At 53.9% G+C, this 15766-nt stretch carries 15 protein-coding genes and 1 riboswitch; of the genes, 12 read left to right on the top strand and 3 right to left on the bottom strand.

What is annotated here, in order from left to right:
- Positions 1 to 146 precede the first annotated feature (146 nt).
- From M3223_RS13820 to folE, 7 genes are all read left to right on the top strand, one after another.
- Positions 147 to 569 carry a GNAT family N-acetyltransferase gene (locus M3223_RS13820; RefSeq protein ID WP_251562396.1) on the top strand — a complete coding sequence of 141 codons (423 nt, stop codon included), beginning with the start codon at positions 147 to 149 and terminating at the stop codon, positions 567 to 569.
- Positions 570 to 710: 141 nt separating this feature from the next.
- Entirely contained in the window at positions 711 to 1280 is a 570-nt protein-coding gene (locus M3223_RS13815; RefSeq protein WP_251562393.1) for a DUF402 domain-containing protein, read from the top strand.
- The gene (lepB, locus tag M3223_RS13810) at positions 1277 to 1882 is read left to right on the top strand and encodes a signal peptidase I (RefSeq protein WP_251562392.1); all 606 of its coding nucleotides are present in this window, start codon (positions 1277 to 1279) and stop codon (positions 1880 to 1882) included. The genes M3223_RS13815 and lepB overlap by 4 nt, the downstream gene beginning before the upstream one ends.
- Before the next feature lie 60 nt (positions 1883 to 1942).
- Positions 1943 to 2395, top strand: a complete 453-nt coding sequence (rnhA, locus tag M3223_RS13805) for a ribonuclease HI (protein WP_251562390.1) — start codon at positions 1943 to 1945, stop codon at positions 2393 to 2395.
- A gap of 86 nt (positions 2396 to 2481) precedes the next feature.
- Entirely contained in the window at positions 2482 to 3687 is a 1206-nt protein-coding gene (gene queG, locus M3223_RS13800) for a tRNA epoxyqueuosine(34) reductase QueG (protein WP_251562387.1), read from the top strand.
- A 177-nt stretch (positions 3688 to 3864) separates the two neighbouring features.
- A complete protein-coding gene (locus tag M3223_RS13795; protein WP_251562385.1) occupies positions 3865 to 4128 on the top strand; it encodes a YneF family protein in 264 nt (87 codons plus the stop codon).
- A gap of 41 nt (positions 4129 to 4169) precedes the next feature.
- Positions 4170 to 4763 carry a GTP cyclohydrolase I FolE gene (folE, locus tag M3223_RS13790; protein WP_251562383.1) on the top strand — a complete coding sequence of 198 codons (594 nt, stop codon included), beginning with the start codon at positions 4170 to 4172 and terminating at the stop codon, positions 4761 to 4763.
- Between the two features lie 422 nt (positions 4764 to 5185).
- Here the strand turns inward: folE and M3223_RS13785 are convergent, their stop codons facing one another.
- Positions 5186 to 6463, bottom strand: a complete 1278-nt coding sequence (locus M3223_RS13785) for a superoxide dismutase (protein ID WP_251562381.1) — start codon at positions 6461 to 6463, stop codon at positions 5186 to 5188.
- A gap of 180 nt (positions 6464 to 6643) precedes the next feature.
- Positions 6644 to 7672: an alpha/beta hydrolase gene (locus tag M3223_RS13780; protein WP_251562379.1), complete on the bottom strand. Its 1029-nt coding sequence runs from the start codon at positions 7670 to 7672 to the stop codon at positions 6644 to 6646.
- Positions 7673 to 7963: 291 nt separating this feature from the next.
- Between M3223_RS13780 and M3223_RS13775 the strand changes: the two genes are divergently transcribed.
- From M3223_RS13775 to M3223_RS24520, 4 genes are all read left to right on the top strand, one after another.
- Positions 7964 to 8737 carry an IclR family transcriptional regulator gene (locus M3223_RS13775; protein WP_251562378.1) on the top strand — a complete coding sequence of 258 codons (774 nt, stop codon included), beginning with the start codon at positions 7964 to 7966 and terminating at the stop codon, positions 8735 to 8737.
- 350 nt (positions 8738 to 9087) lie between these two features.
- Complete coding sequence (locus M3223_RS13770; protein WP_251562377.1) at positions 9088 to 10287, top strand: glycosyltransferase family 39 protein; 1200 nt, start codon at positions 9088 to 9090, stop codon at positions 10285 to 10287.
- A 921-nt stretch (positions 10288 to 11208) separates the two neighbouring features.
- Complete coding sequence (locus M3223_RS13765; RefSeq protein ID WP_435368017.1) at positions 11209 to 12567, top strand: dicarboxylate/amino acid:cation symporter; 1359 nt, start codon at positions 11209 to 11211, stop codon at positions 12565 to 12567.
- A 129-nt stretch (positions 12568 to 12696) separates the two neighbouring features.
- On the top strand, positions 12697 to 12987 hold the full coding sequence (locus tag M3223_RS24520) for a cysteine-rich CWC family protein (RefSeq protein WP_353057698.1): 291 nt from the start codon (positions 12697 to 12699) through the stop codon (positions 12985 to 12987).
- A 541-nt stretch (positions 12988 to 13528) separates the two neighbouring features.
- Here M3223_RS24520 and M3223_RS13755 read toward each other — a convergent pair.
- Positions 13529 to 14215, bottom strand: coding sequence for a hypothetical protein (locus M3223_RS13755; RefSeq protein ID WP_251562375.1), 687 nt, complete (start codon positions 14213 to 14215; stop codon positions 13529 to 13531).
- A gap of 5 nt (positions 14216 to 14220) precedes the next feature.
- A riboswitch (cyclic di-AMP (ydaO/yuaA leader) is annotated at positions 14221 to 14400 on the bottom strand.
- 236 nt (positions 14401 to 14636) lie between these two features.
- Here M3223_RS13755 and M3223_RS13750 point away from each other — a divergent pair.
- Positions 14637 to 15746, top strand: a complete 1110-nt coding sequence (locus tag M3223_RS13750; protein WP_251562374.1) for an amidase domain-containing protein — start codon at positions 14637 to 14639, stop codon at positions 15744 to 15746.
- The last annotated feature ends 20 nt before the right edge of the window (positions 15747 to 15766 follow it).

Here is a 15766-nt window from a genome sequence, read left to right as displayed (position 1 = left end):
AGCGCAATGTTAAATTTAATTGAGTTTTTTGGACAAAAAAGCTGGATTTCGTTAACTTTTGTCGTATAATCGAAAATAGTTTTTACTACGACTGTGTGCGAACCAAAGTTTCACAACGACATTGAATGTAAGGGAGCTAAGCATTCATGCATGTTCGTTCTTTCCAGCTTGCGGACTATAGCGCCGTAACCTCTTTGCTGCAATCGGTGCTGTCCGAGGAATGTTATGACGAGACGAAGGAAGCTCTCAGCCGCCAACTGTCCTGGGACAGCGATCTCGTTATGATCGCAGCGGATGGAGACGAAGTGGCCGGCATTATCATCGGGACGATTGACAACAATCGCGGTTATTACTATCGGGTTGCCGTGCATCCGGACTTTAGGGGCCGCGGCATAGCCAAAAGTCTTATTTCACGCCTGCGCAGCCGCTTTGAGCAGCGCAACGTATCCAAGATTCTTGTGTCGGCGGACAAGCATAACGAGTCGGTTCTTACGCTCTACAGCTCTCTCGGCTTCGCGCCGAGCGATTTTTATCATTCGTTCCAAAAGTTAAGCATTGTAGCGGGATAGGACAAGCCTTCTGGCTGCGCCATGCGGCGTTCATTCCCCGTTCCAAGCTATCATTCCTGCAAGCATGTCCGGCGTCCATTGATTTTGGCGCTTGGATGTGCTTTTCTTATTAATAAGATGTTTATGTCAGGGAGTGCGTAAGTGGACACGTATCGGCGCTGTTTCATAAAAAGCTTCAAGCATGACGGCCATCTGCATCGCCAGTGGCAGCGGAATTGGCTTATGCCTTCCGGCATGCTGCTTCCGCAGCATACGCAAGAGAAGATGCTGGTGCTCATCAACAACCAGACGCCGATTACGGAGGCGGACGGATCCGTGTGGGTGAGCCGGGTACCGGCTGTGTCTTTTTTCATTCCAGGCAAATGGTTTAATGTAGTAGCCATGATGGAGGAATACGGCATCCGATACTATTGCAATCTCGCATCCCCTCCATATTTGACGGATAATGTGCTGACTTATATCGACTACGATCTCGACGTAATTCGTACGGCGGGAGGGGATTTAGCCGTAGTCGACCGGGATGAGTACGAACGGCACAAGCAGGAGTACCGCTATCCGCCAATAGTAGAAACAAAGGTTAGTCAAGGGCTTAAAGAAGTCACGCAGCGTATCCGGGGAGGCAAGCCTCCCTTTGAAGATCAAGTTGTGCTGGACTATTATGAGGCCTGGGCAAACCGTCCGGACCGCGAAGCGGAGGAAAACCCGACATGACAGATCCCCTTGGGGAAGAGTTAGCGGGAACGGAATCGAACCGGCTGCCAGACTCGCAATCGGGCAGCCGCCTTACGGGATGGCGCAAGGAGCTGTCCGCGCTGGCGCGTACAGCAGTCGTTGCAGCTGCGGTAGTGCTTATATTAAATAAATTCGTTGTGAACCTGTCTATCGTCGAGGGGAGTTCCATGCGTCCCACGTTAGTGGAGGGTGACTGGCTGTTAGTCAGCCGGTTGGCCGGCAGCGTTTTGCCCGTTGAGCGGAACGATGTCGTTATCATTCGGGACCCGGAGCCGCTGTCCGGCAGCACGGGCTATCTGGTGAAGCGGATTATCGGCTTGCCGGGCGATACGGTAGAGCTGAAAGAAGGGAATTTGGTGCGCAACGGCCTGCAGGTGGTGGAACCGTATGCGTACCATATCGCCGAGGAGGAGAGCTTTCGAGCCGTAACGGTTGAGCCTGGCCATCTTTTTGTGCTTGGTGATAACCGGCAGCGGCGGGCAAGCCGTGACAGCAGAGCGTTTGGCACGATCGACGAGTCTGCAGTGACGGGCCGTGCGGAGCTCGTCCTATGGCCGATGCAGAGGCTTGGGTGGCTGTAAGCGGTGGAGCCTTACTTTTAAAGCCGACTTTTAAAGGAATGCACGAAGGGAGAGAATGGAATGAAAGAGGTCACCATCTATACGGACGGCGCATGCTCCGGCAATCCTGGTCCTGGCGGATGGGGAGCGGTGCTTTTTCATGGGGATAAGCGCAAGGAAATTTCCGGGGCGGAGCCGCATTCCACGAACAACCGGATGGAAATTCAAGCCGTCATTGAGGCGCTCTCGCTGCTCAAGGTGCCGTGCCGTGTGACGGTGTACAGCGATTCGGCTTATGTAGTGAACTGTTTTCAGAACAATTGGCTCAAGGGCTGGCTGCGCAACGGCTGGAAGAACAGCAAAGGAAATCCTGTGGAGAACAAGGAGCTTTGGCAGAAGCTTTGGGAGCTGATGGGCATCCATGAGGTAACGTATGTGAAGGTGAAAGGCCATAGCGATAATCCTTGGAACAACCGTTGCGACGAGCTTGCCGTAGGCGCTATCAAACAGATGAGAGCGGCGGGACGAGACTGATGGCTGCGTAAAAGTAAAAGGGCGGTCTGATCATAGAGGAAGACCAGGTGAGACCGGAACTTTTTATGAAATAAGGAGGGGGGAAGATGACGGAGCCGATTCGCGATGCAGCATTCTGGAGCTGGTTGAAGGCAGAGATGAAAAAAGCCGCGTTTGGGCTTGGGATCGACGACATAGGCGTTGCTTCGCCGGAGCCGTTCACAGAGCTGAAGGGCCGGCTGATTCGGCACCGCGAGCTTGGGTACGAGTCCGGTTTTGAAGCATCTGATCTGGACAAAAGAACCGATCCATCGCTGTTGTTCGAGGAGCCCCGCTCCATTATCGCAATTTCCGTCGCTTACCCGAACAAGCTGCCGAATCCGCCCCGCTCCGAGCCGGTCGCTAGACGAGGCATCCTGTCCCGCTCCGCCTGGGGCGAAGATTATCACAGCGTGCTGCGCCTCAGGCTGCGGAGGCTGGAACAATGGCTGCAGGAGCGTGTGCCGGAGCTGCGCGCGGAATCGATGGTTGATACCGGAGAGCTGTCCGACCGTGCGGTAGCGGAACGGGCGGGCATAGGCTGGACCGGCAAAAACAGTTTTATTATGAACCGTAAACACGGCACGTTTATGTATCTCGCTGAAATGATTACGAATTTGCCGCTGGAGCCAGATTCGCCCCTGCAGGACAGCTGCGGCAGCTGCACAAAATGCATCGATGCCTGCCCGACGGGCGCGTTGGTCGGTCCGGGGCAGCTGAACGCGCAGCGCTGCATCTCCTATGTCACGCAGACAAAGGAGATGGTCAGCGACGAGCTGATGCGAAAAATCGGCAATCGCCTGTACGGCTGCGATACTTGCCAAATTGTTTGCCCGGTGAACAGAGGCGTCAACGTAACCCGGCATCCCGAGTTCGAGGCTGATGCGGAGCAGGTGAAGCCCCTTCTATTGCCGCTGCTGAATATGTCCAACAGGGAGTTCAAGGAACGGTACGGAACCAATGCCTCCTCTTGGCGCGGCAAAAAGCCGATTCAGCGCAATGCGGTTATCGCGCTGGGCAATTTCCGCGAAACGTCCGCGGTGCCGGAGCTTGCCGCACTGCTCAAGGATGATCCGCGTCCCGTGCTGCGCGGCACGGCGGCATGGGCGCTGGGCCGCATCGGCGGAGCGGAGGCGGAGGCGGCGCTGGAAGCGGCTGTGCAGCGGGAGAGCGACGATGAAGCGCGTTCCTGGGCGGAGCGCTCGCTTGCTGCGCTGCGCGCTGAGAAACCAAGCGAGACGGATCAGAAAGATTTTGAGACCGCAAAGCTCTAAATTGCGCGATAAAGGCGATAATGCTAAGATGAAGTAGCTTTTAAAGCGTGGTGAATAAGAGGGCTATCAAGGCTGAACCTGAAGCAGCGACAGCGACCGGAGGGCCAAGCTTTAGATCCAGCAGCAGCTTTATCACCGGGCTTTAATGAACATCGATAAAGGACAGGTGAACCGCGCGTGGAATGGTATAATATCGTCATCCCGATCGTGACGCTTATCGTCGGCTTGGTCGGCGGATTTTTCATCGGGGTCTTCTATCTCCGCAAACAAATGGAGAAGATGCAATCCGATCCGGAAATGCTGCAAAAAATGGCTAAACAAATGGGCTACAACCTGAACAACAAACAAATGCAGCGCGCTCAGCAAATGATGAAGGGCCAGCAGGGCGGCGGCGGGCAGCAAAAATTCATTCCCAACCAGCGCGGCGGCAAGCGTAAATAACCGAGCCAGCGTCCGGTAAGCGAGGAAGCGAGGCAGCAGCAATGGCAGGTCTTAAAGATTACTCCAACTCGATGGTTGCGCGCAACCGCGAGCAAATCGAATATCATATCCGCGAGATTCTGAAGCTGGTCGGCGAGGATGTCGAGCGTGAAGGACTGCTGGACACGCCTGCGCGCGTCACTCGCATGTACGAGGAAATTTTCGCGGGATACGAAGTGAATCCGGCCGATGTGCTCGGCGTTACGTTTGACGAGAACCACGAGGAGCTTGTCATCGTGAAGGATATCGTCTACTACAGCCAATGCGAGCATCATATGGCTCCGTTTTTTGGCAAAATCCATATCGGCTACTTGCCGAACGGCCACATTCTGGGGCTGAGCAAAATGGCTCGCCTCGTCGAGGCGGTCACGCGCAAGCTGCAGGTGCAGGAGCGCATCACGTCTCAGATTGCCGACATTTTGGACGAGGCCTTGCAGCCGCAGGGCGTCATGGTTGTCGTTGAGGGCGAGCATCTGTGCATGTGCTCCCGCGGCGTCAAAAAGCCCGGCAGCAAAACGATTACCTCCGGCGTGCGCGGAGAGTTTCGCTCTAGCAGCGCGCTTCGCTCGGAATTTTTGGAGCTGCTGAAGCAGTAGCAGGCGCTTAGCATAGTGGAGCTGCTTGGAGCAGCTCCGGCACGCAAAAACCCGCTTTCCTGTGGAACAGGAGGGCGGGTTTTTGCGTATATGCGGCGAACGGGAGAGGAAAGAGAGCGAGTTGCTTGTGTTAAGGTCGTTTGACGCCCTTAAGGGGCGGGAAAGAGGGCTGGTTGCCTGTGTTAAGGTCGTTTGACGACCTTAAGAAGCGGGAAAGAGGGCGAGTAGCCTAAGTTAAGGTCGTTTGACGCCCTTAAGAAGCAAGAATGAGCCGGAAGTGCCAGTGTTAAGGTCGTTTGACGACCTTAAGGAGCAAGAATGAGCCGGTAGAGCTTGTGTTAGGGTCTTTTTGACGCTTTAATAGGCATCACCGTGGAGCCGCGAGCCTTTTTCAAGCCATTCAAATGTACTAATGTCTAATGTCAGTAGGGTTCCCAGGCGAGCGTTCTGGCTTTTTCAAAACGCTGATTGACGTAGGGCCAGTTGACGACGTTCCACCAGTCCTTCACGTAATCGGCGCGCATGTTCTGATGTTTGAGATAGTACGCATGCTCCCACACATCGAGCGGCAGCAGCGGTATCGCGTCCCACTGGGACAGGTCCTGATGTTTTTCAGCTTGGAGAATTTCCAGCCTGCGGCTGCGGGGGCTCCATACAAGGATCGCCCAGCCGCCGCCCTCTACCTTGTTTGCTGCCTCGGTATATTGTTTTTTGAAGGCGTCGAAGCTTCCAAAGTCGCGGTCGATCGCGTCGCCGAGCGTACCGGTCGGCCGTCCGCCGCCCTGCGGCGACATTGCGCTCCAAAACAGCGTGTGCAGATAATGCCCGGCGCCGTTAAAGGCCAGCTCTCTCTCCCAATGCTTCACGAGGTCAAAATTCCCGGTTTTCCGCGCTTCCTGCAGTTGCTTTTCGGCTTTGTTCAAGTCGTTCACATAGGTTTGATGATGCTTGTCGTGATGGATGCGCATCGTTTTTTCGTCGATATAAGGCTCCAGAGCGTTGTAGGGATAGGGCAAGGGGGGCAGCTCATGCCCCCCGATCGGCACCTGCTTCCAATCGCCTGCATGTGCAGGAGCGCGGCCTATTTCCGTTATGGCGGGAGGCGCCGGGGCGTCTTCCTCCTGTTTTTGCGGCTCGGGATGTAATGCAGCTTCTTCGTGCGTGAGTGCCGCTTGCCGTCGCTGCTCTGCTTCTACTCGGGCTAAACAGGCCGTTGATTCGTTGAGCGTATGCTGAATGACAGCGCGCGCCGCGGCATCGCTCCCAAGCGACCGGCTGGTTCCAAGCAGCTGCAGCAGCTGGCCCACAAGCTCGCTGCTCTGCGCAGCGGATGCCTCCAGCAGCTCGGCAGCAGCAACATCCGCTTGAGCCTCTGATTGGCGCAGCTCGGCTGCCGCTTCTGCAACGGGAGCGGAGGAGCCGCGCTCCGCCGTCTCTCCTTCCGCAGAGGCGGATGTTGTGACCGGCTCAGCACGGAAGAGCTCCGAATTATTTTTAAATCGCGACTCCAATTGCTGCTCGGCTTCCGCCGCCGTTCGTTCCAGCAACACTCGCCACTGCTCCAGCACGGCTTGATAAGTCGGCTCCAGTCTAGGAGCGGATTGTAAAATAAGTGAGATATGCCCGGCCTCTTCAAGTTTCCAGTCCTTGATATTTTCCAGCAGCAGCTGCTGTCCGGGGGATTGCCGCCATCGGGCCATGCGCTTGCCTCCTTTTAACATCCGGATATAGAAGCCGTGAAACCCGCCGTTTCGTGCACCAATATAAAATGTATTCGGCATGAGGTCATGGATATGTCGGACTCTCTGTCCCCGGTTAAATCTGCATAACAAAAAAACCGAATCCGGCAGGCGGATTCGGTTTCGGCGTATGGGGCGCGCTTAGGCGCTCAGCCCTTTTTCCTTCAGCTCGATCGATTGATTTACCTGACTAAGGAAAAGAGCGGCCCGTTGAATATATTCTTTGGGATGCTGCTGGAATAACAGCTCATGCTGGCCGCCATTAACGATCCACTCGCGGGACAGCGGATTGGCCTGCTTTTCGTAGATCGATTCTGCGGACTGATAAGATGCCTTGGCATCCATCGTGCCGTGAATCATATAGATCGGGATGGAATAGGATGTGTTCATGACCTTTTCGGCCGGTATTTTGTTAAAGTCGACTCCCGTCCACAGCGGCAGCAGCTTCTCGATCAGCGGCAGCGAAGGGAAGCGGGGCAGGTCGAGAATGTTGCGCACATTTTCGAACAGAGTGTCCGGGCTCGGAACAAAGGTGCTGTCGAGAATCATCGCGTCAATCCGGTCGGTCTGAAGCGCGGCCTGCAGCGCTGTGCCCGCTCCCATACTAAAGCCCCAGACGACAACCTCTTTGGAGCCTTGGGTGCGCACATAATCCACGGCAGCGAGCAGCTGCTGCGATTCCTCCCAGCCGCCCGTGGCTGGAGCGCGGTACTGCTTGGAAGCGTAGCCATAATCAAACATCAGCACATTATAATTCAGCTTGTGAAGCAAGCTGGCCAGATCATACATAGGCACCCATGTTTCCTCGCGGTTCGTGCCGTAGCCGTGGCTCAGCACAATGGTGCGGTCGGATTCGCTCTTAAGCGAGCGTCCCGGCGCCGCCGGAATATACCAGCCGCTAACGGTTGTGCGCCCGCTCAGACTGGGGAAAGTAACATCCTCGTAAGCCAGTCCTTTGGCCTCCATTGGATTGGAAGTTACAGGCGCGACATAGGGATAGGCGACCATCCAGGCGATATAGCCGTGGAAAGCGACGACGAGCAGAAGCACAAGCGCGGTCGTGGCGGATACGGCGGCGGCAAGCGCGTTGCGGCGCGTATCCCGGCGGGGAACGACGGCGGCAAGCGGAGCTTCCAGCTGAAGCGGCGTGCGAAGAGTGGAACTGCTCATATCGTCTTCCCCTCCCATGTCATGAAAGCGTTCTAGATCGTATGTACTACTACTTTATGTGCCATTTGGCCGGGCTGTCAATTGATGTCGATCAATTGTTAAGCTCTTGTAATGTTGCTGTAAAATAGGTCAGTTTCTTTACGAAAAAGAGGATTCTGGTTATACTAGGAGAATCTAAGTTTCATTGTGTGAAACTACAGAGGGCTAGACGAAATGGCGGATATCCTCTATACTGATAATGATTCTCAATTGGATGGACAACATGCCACAGAGGAGAAAGCGGGTGAACCTATGGAAGCATCGCGAGCGCTAAAGACCTCCGAGGACGGCAAGTCCAATGTTCGGGCGGTTGAACGGGCGCTGGATATATTGCTTTGTTTTACGACGGACAGTGACCTGCCGATGACGGAAATTGCGGAGCGTGTCGGCCTGCACAAAAGCACGGTTCACCGCATGCTGGCGACGCTGGAGGATAAAGGCTTTCTGGAGCGCGACCGCAGCTCCGAGCGTTACCGGCTCGGCATGAGAATATGGGAGCTGTCCGCACACCGTTCCCGCTCCGGTGATCCAGCGGTCATCTGCCTGCCCGAAATGGAACGGCTGCGCGATACGCTCGGCGAAACCGTCAGCCTGTACGTACGGGACGGAAATGAGCGGATTCGCATCCAGGCTGTGCAGAGCAACCAGGCGATCCGCCGCGTCGCTCCTGTCGGCGTGCGGCTGCCATTGTACGTTGGCGCGTCAAGCAAAGTGCTGATTGCGTTCGCTGAGCCGTCGTTGGCGCAGCTAATGATGGCGGCTGAGTCGCTGCCTCCTAGCATCGACGCGCAGAGCTTCCGCGAGCAGCTGGAAGAGATTCGGCGCAATGGTTATGCGACGAGCATGGAGGAGCGGGAGCCCGGCGCAGCCGCCGTATCCGCTCCGGTGTTCGACCGCAGCGGCCGTCTTGCCGCTGCATTGTCCGTATCGGGCCCGGCGGCCCGGTTCACGCCGGACATTATCCGCGAGCAGGCGGCGCTCGTAATCCAGTCCGCCACGCGTATGGGCGCGATGCTGCCGGGGTGATTTTCAGGCATTCGCGCAGGTTGGAATCCGCGACTTTAATGATGCAAGGCGCTTCCTCAGAGAAGCGCCTTTTTTGTGCTTGTCCGGTGGCAGTGGCTTATCGCTTAGTTTGGTTACACTCCGGAAACCGTTCAGGTGTCGTCCTTCAATGCATCTTCCAGATGTACTTTATAAAGCTCGCTAGCGCATGCCAGGATGCCTTTGGCCGTTCGCATCGTGCTTACAGTGTTGTTAGCTCAATGAAAGGCAAGTCGATAGGAGCTTGTAAGGAATTGGACTAGACTTGGAAACAGGAACGGCGGCTGCGGGGCCGTCTAGCGAATATTTTATAACAACCGGAGATGCAAGAGATGAGAATAAAAAAAGAAACCGTTTCAAACATTGTACTCGTTGCGACGATAATGATTGCTTTTTTAAGCAGACTATATCTAGTTGATGGGGGCAGATCAATTGCTGGAGATGAGATCGGATATCACAAATCGGTCATTCAATTTATCGAAAAAGGCGTTTATGGTTATAAGCCATACGGTTTTTCCATAACGGCTAATGCTTTTACAATGCCGGGTTATATCGTGTTTTTAGCTCCCCTGTATCTTATATTTGGTTATTCCGAGTTTTCTCCTCCCCTAGCCGCGATACAAATGGCGCAAATCATGATTCAGATTCTGGCAGGAGTTGTTCTGTTCAAAGTATGTAGAATGTTCCTGACTACGATGTTTTCTATATTGGCGGTTATCATTTTTTATTTTCACCCGACATTTTTATACGCTCATACGTTCATGTTGACGGAGACGTTATACGGATTGTTCTTTCTGACGTTTTTATTACTGACGCTTTATTTTTTCAAAACCAAGAAAATGAGTTTTTTAGCGGGAGCGGCTGTCATGCTTGGAATAAGCATTTTAATCAGACCTTCTTTTATTGTGGTCATTCCTATTGTGATTTTATTTATTTTTATTCTCCTGAAAAAGAAAGCCTTTGCCCCAAACCTGGTGTTTTTGCTCTGTTTTTGTGCCGTGATGTCGCCGTGGTGGATAAGAAACTATTTATCGTTGGGGGAAGTTACACTATTGGCTTCCCAAGGCGGAAACCCGCTATTATGGGGGACTTATCCGTTTAATAACAACCCTCTATTCGATCAAAGCATGCCGCCGGAAGAGATGGGCAAACTGGCGATGGAGCGGATAAAAAACGGCTTTTTACATCAACCGCTGCTTTATATAAGCTGGTACTCTTGGGGAAAAACGCTGTATTTAATTAAAGATATTTGGCCGGGTAATAAATTTTTGGCGAGTTTAACGCTAATTAAGTGTTTCCATTATTTGATTGTTTCAACGGGCTTTATCGGATTGATTCTGATGCTGGTCAAAAGACCGCCGTTTCAATATGCGAGCCTAATTTTCGCCTTATGCGCCATGACTAGCTTTGCCGTTTATTTGCCATTTGCACCAACGTCACGCTACTTTTATTCCGCTTTGCCGCTACTCATTATTTCGTTTTGTTACGTGTCTCAGCTGTTATTTTTCCGATTTAAAGATCGACAGAATTGACCTAAGGAAATCTTATGTCCCACAGAATCAAATCGATCTTCAGTTTTTGTATGTCCGACATAATTTGGAATTTTGGATAGACGAATGCAATATCCTCGAATTAAAGTAAGGTGCGAACCCCAAGCTCACATGAAATCCCCGGGAGGTTCGCACCATAGATGCAGCAAGGTATTGCGGCGTTTAGGTGCAGGTTCTGAGTGGAAATTGCGCTCGCAAAAAAGGGGTTCGCACTTTTGGGGCTGAAAACCCAGGCGTAGCAAGGGTTTTTCGGGTATGCTGTCGCTCCCCGTGCGGGAGCGTGGATTGAAACCAGTGTTGGCGATGGATACGATGAGGGAGGCAAAAGTCGCTCCCCGTGCGGGAGCGTGGATTGAAACCTTCGGTAGTCAAGCGCGGCGGGTCCTTTGTGACGTCGCTCCCCGTGCGGGAGCGTGGATTGAAACCCGTCCTGCGCCGCACCTAGCGGGCCTTTACGCTGTCGCTCCCCGTGCGGGAGCGTGGATTGAAACATGTAGCGCCGCTCGATTGGATATTTAATTACAGTCGCTCCCCGCACAAGAGCATCAAGTAAATATCCATTCCTGTGCTGTCATGAATTAAGGAACAGCTGTCATTCCCACTAAGGTGAGTGCCCCAACCTAACAAACCAATCAAAAAAACGGCCCCAGGCGATGTCCCTTCAACGGGAAATCGCCTTTTCCCATTCCTACTAACCTAAGAATCCCCACCGGAAAAGAACCCGCTAAACCCTTGATACTACGCGTTTTTGCCGCAATACATATAGAATATTCGATTGCAGTGATGCTTTAACTTATTACAGCATAGAATATTATGGCTATAAATTATCGTTGACATAAATCTTCCCCGCCGCTAGTATACAATAACATAGTAAAACACTAGGAAATAAAGGGGATGGCTTCATTGTCTAACAACAATCTTGTGCATGCCTTTGAGACGAACTGGATTAGCCTCTTAATTTCAATCGTCGTCATCGGGCTGCTTGTCTGGCTTGCTCGCCGCAAGGTGAGCTTCGGTTACCGCGTACTTATTGCGCTCGGCATCGGGTTGGTCGTCGGGATTAGCCTAAACTCGCTGGAGCTCGACGCTACGAGCATCGGCACGCTCGGTTCAATTTACGTGAATCTGATTAAAATGCTCGTTATGCCGCTCGTCGCGGTGCTGGTCGTATCCAGTATTTCGTCGATCTCAAACCTTGGCCAGCTTCGCAAAATCGGCACCAAAACGATTTTGCTGTTTCTCGGAACGACGGGTATCGCAGCTATAATTGGCGTGCTCGTGGCACTGGCGATTAATCCCGGCTCTGGAATTTCCGCACAGACTACAGAAGGCTTTGAAGCGAGAGAAATTCCAACGTTTTCGGAGGTCATTCTAGATCTCGTTCCGTCGAATCCGATCGGTAACATGGCGGACGGCAAAGTTGTTCCGGTTCTTATTTTCGCAATATTCATCGGTGTTGCCATCGTGCATCTGAGCTCCCGCAAGCCGGAAGCCGCCGAGCCTGTCCGTAACTTTGTCGAGTCGTTCAAACAAGTGATGAATCAGGTTACCAAGTACATTATTCGCCTGACTCCATATGGCGTGTATGCATTGATCGGCTCCATGGCGGCCCGTTACGGCTTTGAGACGCTCAAGCCGCTGATTGGCATCATTATTGCAACTTATTTGGCGCTTCTGATTCACTTTGTATTCACGTTTGGCGCTCTTGTTACGTTTGGCGCGAAGCTTAACCCGATTAAGTTTCTGCGCAAAATCTACCCGACAGTGGCGGTTGCTTTCACGACGCGGAGCAGCTACGCAACACTGCCGGTTAACCTGGAAGTAATTACGAAAAGACTGCGCGTGTCGCCGCGTATCGCCAGCTTCGTCGCTCCGCTTGGAGCAACGATGAACATGAACGGCTGCGGCGGCGTATGGCCTGCTGTTGTCGCCATTTTTGTCGCTGAGGTGTACGGCATTCCGCTCGACATTTCGGATTACATTCTTATCGTGCTCGTCAGCACAATTTCCTCCATCGGCGTAGCCGGCGTTCCCGGTCCGGCTTCGATCTCGACAACGGTTGTGCTTACCGCACTGGGACTGCCGCTGGAAGGCCTCGGCCTGGTGCTGGCAATCGACGCTGTTGTTGATATGGGCCGTACGGCGGTAAACGCAACGGGTACTACGGTGTCTTCCTTGCTGGTCGCTGTGTCTGAAAAAGAGTTCGACCGCGACAGCTACAACCGCGATGAGGAAGAAGAGCTCGAGCTGAGCCGGGCTTAAAAGGCGCGGCTTGCATAAAGAACCGGTCTGGAGAAATCCGGACCGGTTTTTTGCTTTTTTGCTGCTGCGATTTTTGTATGGTGGGGTATAGACAGAAAAGAAGCGGCATACACGGATCAAAATGAGTGAATGTATGGTAACCTAATGCCCAGGAGCGTGATTCCCATCGAAAAAGGAGAGCGGAACATCCATAAGTTCGAGGAAACTGCTAATCAGCCGCCGCCAGCAGAAATGTTGTGCCCGCTCTGCAGCAGGGATAATCGCTGCGCGGTAGCGGCAGGGGATAATCCAGCGAGCTGCTGGTGCGTTAACGCCGTATTTCCAAGCGGGCTGTTGGAGCGGCTGCCGGAAGCGCTGCGCGATAAAGTCTGTATTTGCATGAGCTGTCAGCAATCTTTTTTGCGTGAGAGCGGAGAGTAGAGTGGAAAAAGCAGCTAACCAAATAGCTCCCGCAAAAGAATGGCTTATTTAAGGGCGTCGGACGCCCTTAAAGAACGCTAAAGCGATCGAACGGGCTTGTTTAAGGGTGTCAAATGCCCTTAAGGAGCGCGAAATCGTACGAAATGGCTTGTTTAAGGGCGTCAAACGACCTTACGGGGAGAAAAAGCGAGCGTAGTAGCTTGCGTAAGGACGTCAAACGACCTTACGGGGAGCAAAAGCGAGCGGAGTAGCTTGCGTAAGGGCGTCAAACGGCCTTATCGAGCGGCGCCGCTTCGAGTTAGGACGCTAACCTAAACGCAGCAAAGCCCCCGATTGCCTGGCATCGGGGGCTTTGCTGCGTTAGGTCTAGAACACGCTAATTCTAGAAGAACAGCGAAAAGAAACGTCAGCGTTCGCCTTTAACTTCTGATTTCAACTGCAACCGTAGCGCAATTCCAGGAAATCCGAAGTTAACAGCGAGCGGAGGGCCGAGCGGTGGCGCAGCGGCAATCTTTTCACCAGCCTTACAACATGCGCCGAGTTACATCGAGAACTGAATGTGAATATCCGAGGATTCGATGAGGTTATGCCTTCTCCAGAAGGCGGTGGCGGGAAACGGCATCGCTTCTCTGGACGTTGGCTCCAGAGCCTTGCGCAGAAGGCGGTCCCTATGGTCGCTGATCCATTCAGCGTCATAATAGAGCACCGACATCGCTTCATCGCTCGGTACACCGACAAATGAATGAAACCAGCTGCTCCAGCTCTCCCAATCGGAAGGAGCCTCGGAGTAGGGCATGGTGACGACAGCGCGGCACAGGGAGGACCCTGCATAAATGTGAAGTGCGACCAAGTAGTCGCTGCTGCCCGCAATGGACATCGTGCCTGTGCGGCTGATAAACAGATCCATGCGGCGGATGCGCCGGTCTGGCGCTAGCAGCTCCTGTCCGTTCAAAAGCTCCTCGGCGACGAGCAGCTCTTCGGTGACTAACTCCGCACTGGCCGCAAGCAGACTATCCGTGGACAGTATTTCGCGGATACGTGCATCCTCTGAAGCTTCCGGCATGGCCGGGCAAGCGGAGGAGTCTGTAAAGACGGGAGCGCCGGGAACGGACAGAGACGAGGGGGTGGAGCGGAAAGCCTCCGATTCCGCGGGATGCGCGGCGGAGCGACGGGCGGCTCGAAGCCTGCGGGCTTCCGGACCGCCCGTAAAGCGTTCCTGCAAAGACATGGTCGAACCTCTCCTTTGTTTGCTTACGGGGTTAGCTGACGGATTCGGGCCAGAGAGTAGCCCTACCGGACTGGATCGCCGCGGCTTCGGCAGCCGGGCAGAGGAGTCCGGATTCACCCCGGCAGGCTCACGCCTGCAGTTGGTTCCCCCGCTTCCACAATCGTGGAATTCAGCAGAATAGAAATGTGCTGAACTTTATCATACTGCACGGCAGCATGTCTTGTAAAAGACCAATATTAGTGAAATTTCGATGGAATTCTCTCGCTAACTCGTCCTTAGAGCGGTTAAGCTCTGAATTATTCGTTATCTTAATTTTCTGAAAACAAACAAACCTTTCAAATCCGACTCATATTCCCGCGCCCGTCCCACATAGGATGATTATTAAGATGGAGAAATACCGTTTAGAAAGGTGGAGAAGGGGATGCCGCGCATTAAGGTTGGGAAAAAGCCGCCTGCTGCTGCCGAGCAGCGGAATACGGAGCCGGAGGGCTGGCGGGGAGCTGTCCAGCGGTATGTGAACGGCTGCAACCAGGCGGAGTTGGAGCTGCGGGACACCGCCCTCGCCGGTATTATGGCGGACGCCGATCATCGGCTCCGTCTGCTGCACCGGCTGCAGCGGCTGCGCGACCGGTACGAGGAGCGCGGCATCCTGACCTCGCACTGCGAGACGAAAGCTTCTATTGTAAAGATTAACGAAGCCGGCTCAGAGGTGTCGGTTGTGCTGCAGCTCCATTTAAAACGGCATGTGGAGCATCAGGGGCGCAACTATATGGAGGAGCGCATCGAACGGGAGCGGCTGTGGCTTACCTCTGACGGCTCCGAAGGCGCGGGCTGGAAGCTCACTCGGATCGAGCCGGTTGTAGGAGAGCGCCGTCCCCGGTACGGTCCTTCGGCGGCGGATATCGCATTGGCCGAAAACCGCTCCTTCGGCAGCGGTTGGGGGAGCAACGGACAGAACTTGGGAGTGCCGCAGCCCTTTTTAAACCATGGAGTCGTGCCTAGAGTGAACACCAGGTCCAGAGCGGTCAAATACCGGCGGGAGCTGGCGGCAGCTTATGCGGATCAGTGGTGGAAGGACCCTAATCCCGCCTATGAGGAATTCGACGTGAATTGCACCAACTATGTCTCGCAGTGTGTCTTTGCAGGGGAAGCGCCTATGAACTATACTGGTAAAAGAGAATCGGGCTGGTGGTACAAGGGTCGTTCGGGAGGCCAGGAGCTGTGGAGCTACAGCTGGGCGGTGTCAAATTCGCTGCAGATGTATCTATCCTTTCCGCGCTCTTCCGGCATGAGGGCAACCGCTGTCGAAAGCGCGGCTGAGCTCAGCCTTGGCGATGTCATAGCGTATGACTGGAATGGAGACGGGCGGTTCCAGCATACGACGATCGTAACGGCTTTTGACGGGGACGGCATGCCGCTCGTTAATGCCAACACGGTTCCGAGCCGCCACCGCTATTGGGATTACAAGGATTCTTACGCCTGGACGGAGCATACCCGTTACCGCTTTTTTCATCTTAACGATACGATGTGACACAACAGGATGCCCGCAGC

Origin of the sequence: Paenibacillus pasadenensis (assembly GCF_023715725.1) — a bacterium.
GTDB lineage: Bacteria > Bacillota > Bacilli > Paenibacillales > Paenibacillaceae > Paenibacillus_O > Paenibacillus_O pasadenensis_A.
Note: the sequence above shows the minus strand (reverse complement) of the source record. Positions and strands in the feature narration are given on the sequence as shown.